The following is a 3,991-nucleotide window of genomic DNA, read 5'->3' on the forward strand; positions in this document are numbered from 1 at the left end:
CCTGCCATTTTCAAATCAGCCAAATGGGTTTATAATGGTAATTTCGCGGGTGTCGTCTAATGGTAAGACAGCAGCTTCCCAAGCTGCTGACGTGGGTTCGATTCCCATCACCCGCTCCAAAATATTTAAGATTATGAATATAAATATTAAAATAAGCAGCCTGAAAATATTTTTTAGATAATATTTTCAGGCTGTTTTTGTATTTATATACACGATTTTAGCAATTTTTATTTATTTTTGACTAAATAATGCTATTTTAAACTATTTTATCTAAAATATGTTGTATTTTGTTTTAAATTGTAAAAAAATGAAAACACAATAAGGGCTATGACCCGAATATTGGGAGTTTGCATTTTTTGTTTGTTTATTTTAGATTGTTTAGAGCATTTTTTTGTTTTATGATGAAAGTGCAATGTAAATAGGAGAGATTTTTATTTACTTGCAAATTGCATTTGCAATGTATTGTAAATGTGATAAGTATATTGCTGCGTTTAGACTTCATGTCATTCTTAGCAAACCATAATATTTTAACTTATCAGAGGATTTCATCATGAAACTCAATAATCAATTTCAAAATTTCATCAATACACGTGCTGCTTCGGATAGTGCTCCGCAATTTAATTTTAATTACAATGAGTTATATCCCAGTATTTTAGTGAATGATATTACTGGCGACAATTTTATTTCCGAGGACGAAAGTCGGCGTCTGGTTAGCATTACTGGTCATGTGGGTCATACTGCTCAAGTAGGGGATTTGGTACGTATTTATTTGAATGATAAAGAATATAATGGCACAGTACGTAGCGATTATAGTTTTGCCATTGATGTACGTGGTCAAGATTTAGTTGATGATGCCGATCGCACCATTGAAACGACTGTTTACACCAAAATTGGTAATTTATACTACCATACTACTGCACGTAATACTTATAACGTGTCTAATAATACTTATTCTCCACCTATCCCACAGCCTGAAGTACCCTATAATCCACCTTATAACCCTCCCTATAATCCACCATCTCAACCTATTACCCAACCATCTGGCAATGATATTCCTATGCCACCTGATTATAATAGTATTATGGGTTCTGTGAGTTCACATGATGTTGGTGATAAAGGGCAGGCTCAGGTAGCTTATTTTATTCGTTCCATTGATAGTGCATTTAATCAAGGTTATTTGGGACACCCATCATCAGGTGGGCGTGGTAAATGGGAGGGAGTGGGGCGTGGCATCCATGTAAACTATAGTTTTGCTACGCAAGCACACCATAATGAGCAAGGTTTCAAGCAATATTCTAATACTCAAAAAAATGCGATTCGTATGGCATTAAATGAATACAGTACTTATGCCAATATTACTTTTACTGAAGTAAATGACAATGAAAATGCAGATTTTCGTTTTTATTTAGATAATTTAAACAAATCCAGTACCAATACGCGTGTACAAGCAACTGCTGAAAATATGTGCCATTGTTGTGGTGGTATGCACCGTGAAACATTAAATAATACGCCCACTTATACAAATGATGGTAAGCCTGTTTTCAGTAGTAATAACAGTTTGGTTCTTGGGTTTGCATATTTTGGTGGTGATGTACACTTAAATAGTTCCGTATATAAAACCGATACAGCGTTTAATAAAACAGGTAGTGCGGCTCAAGCATGGCGTGGGGGCTATGGTACGGCTGTACATGAAATTGGACATAGTTTAGGTTTAAAACATTCAGGTAATTATGGTAGTAACAATGGTGTATTAAGTGGTCCATTTTTACCCAGCAGTGAGGAAAATTCAGGACATACCACAATGTCTTATAATCACTCTAAGCAAATGACCAATGCTGGATTGCAAATTTTTGACTTAGCTGCTATTCACTATCGTTATGGTGTAAACCGTAATCAACGTTCAGGTAATGATACTTATAGCTTTAAGGCGTTTGATCAATCGGTTATGGGTAATAATATTTATATTTGGGACGGAGCAGGTTTAGACACATTTGATGCTTCTGCTGAACGTCAGGGTGTTTATGTAGATTTAACACCTGGTTCATGGATTTACAGTGGTCAAAAAACTGAAAATTTGGTAACCAATCGCAATGGCACACGCACTAAAGGTCAAGCTTTTATCGGTTATGGCACACAAATTGAACAATTACTTGGCTCTCACCACAATGATACGCTCAAAGGTAATGAAGCAGATAATGTTATCATGGGTAATCGTGGTGATGACCAAATCAATGGCGGCAAAGGCAATGACAAATTAGCTGGCGGTGAAGGTAATGATACCTACATTTTTGACGGCAATGATTTTGGACACGATATTGTTTATACCAATGGTGGGGGACGTGATACTGTGGTGTTAAATGGTGCCAGCTATCATGGTGTGATGAACAATTTAGGTAAACGTGGCAATGATTTAATTTTGCGTGTAGATGGTAGTAGTGTAACAGTGAAAGATTGGTTTGCAGGTGGGAATCAAGTTGTGCAAAATGTGCGCTTGGGCTCTGGTGAAACCATTACTGCCCAGCAAATTACCAGTGCATTTGGTGCTGCACACAATTTTATGAATGCCATGGCGGCTTTTGGCAGCAGTAGTGGGGGTGTGAGTGATACTTGGCAAGCTAATGCATCATCCTTAAGCCATACACAAATGCTGGCAGCAGCAGCTATTTAAAGTTTATAGTGAATTCAATTTAAACCAGTACAGCGTTGGTAACGCTGTAGTGTTTTCGACTATATAGTTGATTGCCCTTAAAACAGGCAGCCTGAAAATAATGTTTCAGGCTGCCTTATTTTTATTGGGCGGGTAGCCAGATGGTTTCTTGAATATCTGAATTAGGCGATGTTTGGCGTGATTTGTCTTGTTGTATCATGCGCTGCATTTCTTCTTCCCAATCAGCGCAGGGCGCACGTTTGTATTGCACCAAATCATACCAAGCGTTTTGGTCTTCGTTGCGTAACATGCCATCGCGGTTGCTGTCTAATCGGCGAAAAGTGCGTTTGTTTAATTTAAATTGAATGCGTAAATTGTTACCAAAATCGGCATTGCTCAATTTCGCGTTCAGAAATTCGCGGCGGCTTAACGCGCCGTCTTTGTTTACATCATTGATTGCCATAAACACTTGAAAAGCGGGCAATTGGGAACACGCCCACGCTGGTGTTGCCATGCTTGCCAACACGATGGCGCAGAATAATTGTTTTTTCATGATTGGCTCATTTCCTAAAGTTTGAAAAAACCCTATCATAGTCTTTTTTTTGTAAATAAGTGTTTAGGTAAATAAATGAATCTTTGCCCTTGTCAATCTGAACAGCCCTACGAAAATTGTTGCCAGCCCTATCATCAAAACCACAGGCAGCCTGAAACCGCCGAGCAATTAATGTGTTCACGCTACGCAGCTTATGCTATGCAACAAATTGATTATATTATTCAAACTACCGTCCCCGCCCAGCAACATCAATTAGACCGCGCCAGCATAGAACAATGGTCGCGCAGCGCACAATGGCTGGGTTTAGTGGTTCATCGTCATCTTGCCAAAATCAGCCCCAGCCACGCGCAAGTGGACTTTACCGCCCATTTCGCCGAACACGGCACGGCGCACCAACACCGCGAATTGTCCGCTTTTGTGCAAATCAATGGGCGATGGTATTTTATTGACCCAACTGTCGCCTTGCCGAGCATGAAAACGCCGTGTATTTGCGGTTCGGGGCGTAAATTTAAGGCGTGTTGTGGGCAGTTTTTCAAATGAAAACAGGGTTTCAGGCTGCCTTTCAGTACACGACAAAAATAACAGTAGGGTGCGCTGTGCGCACCAAATCCACCTCAATATTTAAATTATTCAGTCATTTGGTGCGTACGGCGCACCCTACATGATTTGTGATTGGAAAAATTGTTGTGTACTGAAAGGCAGCCTGAAATGAAATATTGCACATTAAAACATCATTTTATGTGTATCTGATTGAACTGCGTGGGCAACGAGTTGCCCACCCTACGCTTGCT

At 39.4% G+C, this 3,991-nt stretch carries 3 protein-coding genes and 1 tRNA gene; 3 read left to right on the forward strand and 1 reads right to left on the reverse strand.

Features of this window, described 5'->3' with window-relative positions:
• Positions 1–45 precede the first annotated feature (45 nt).
• Positions 46–119: transfer RNA gene (locus tag Q338_RS12100), tRNA-Gly, on the forward strand.
• Positions 120–550: 431 nt separating this feature from the next.
• Positions 551–2,668 (forward strand): Ig-like domain-containing protein, encoded by a 2,118-nt coding sequence (locus Q338_RS12105; RefSeq protein WP_034295842.1) that lies wholly within the window; start codon positions 551–553, stop codon positions 2,666–2,668.
• 121 nt (positions 2,669–2,789) lie between these two features.
• Here Q338_RS12105 and Q338_RS12110 read toward each other — a convergent pair whose 3' ends face one another.
• On the reverse strand, positions 2,790–3,200 hold the full coding sequence (locus tag Q338_RS12110) for a hypothetical protein (RefSeq protein WP_034295845.1): 411 nt from the start codon (positions 3,198–3,200) through the stop codon (positions 2,790–2,792).
• Positions 3,201–3,275: 75 nt separating this feature from the next.
• Between Q338_RS12110 and Q338_RS12115 the strand changes: the two genes are divergently transcribed.
• Positions 3,276–3,740 carry a YchJ family protein gene (locus Q338_RS12115; RefSeq protein WP_034295848.1) on the forward strand — a complete coding sequence of 155 codons (465 nt, stop codon included), beginning with the start codon at positions 3,276–3,278 and terminating at the stop codon, positions 3,738–3,740.
• The last annotated feature ends 251 nt before the right edge of the window (positions 3,741–3,991 follow it).

It is taken from the genome of Alysiella crassa DSM 2578 (assembly GCF_000745955.1).
In the GTDB taxonomy this organism is placed as follows: Bacteria; Pseudomonadota; Gammaproteobacteria; order Burkholderiales; family Neisseriaceae; genus Simonsiella; species Simonsiella crassa.

Excerpts from the sequence above, each read along its gene's own strand:
- Q338_RS12110 (WP_034295845.1), bottom strand. The coding sequence starts at position 3,200 with ATGAAAAAACAATTATTCTGCGCCATCGTGTTGGCAAGCATGGCAACA.
- Q338_RS12105 (WP_034295842.1), top strand. The coding sequence starts at position 551 with ATGAAACTCAATAATCAATTTCAAAATTTCATCAATACACGTGCTGCT.
- Q338_RS12115 (WP_034295848.1), top strand. The coding sequence starts at position 3,276 with ATGAATCTTTGCCCTTGTCAATCTGAACAGCCCTACGAAAATTGTTGC.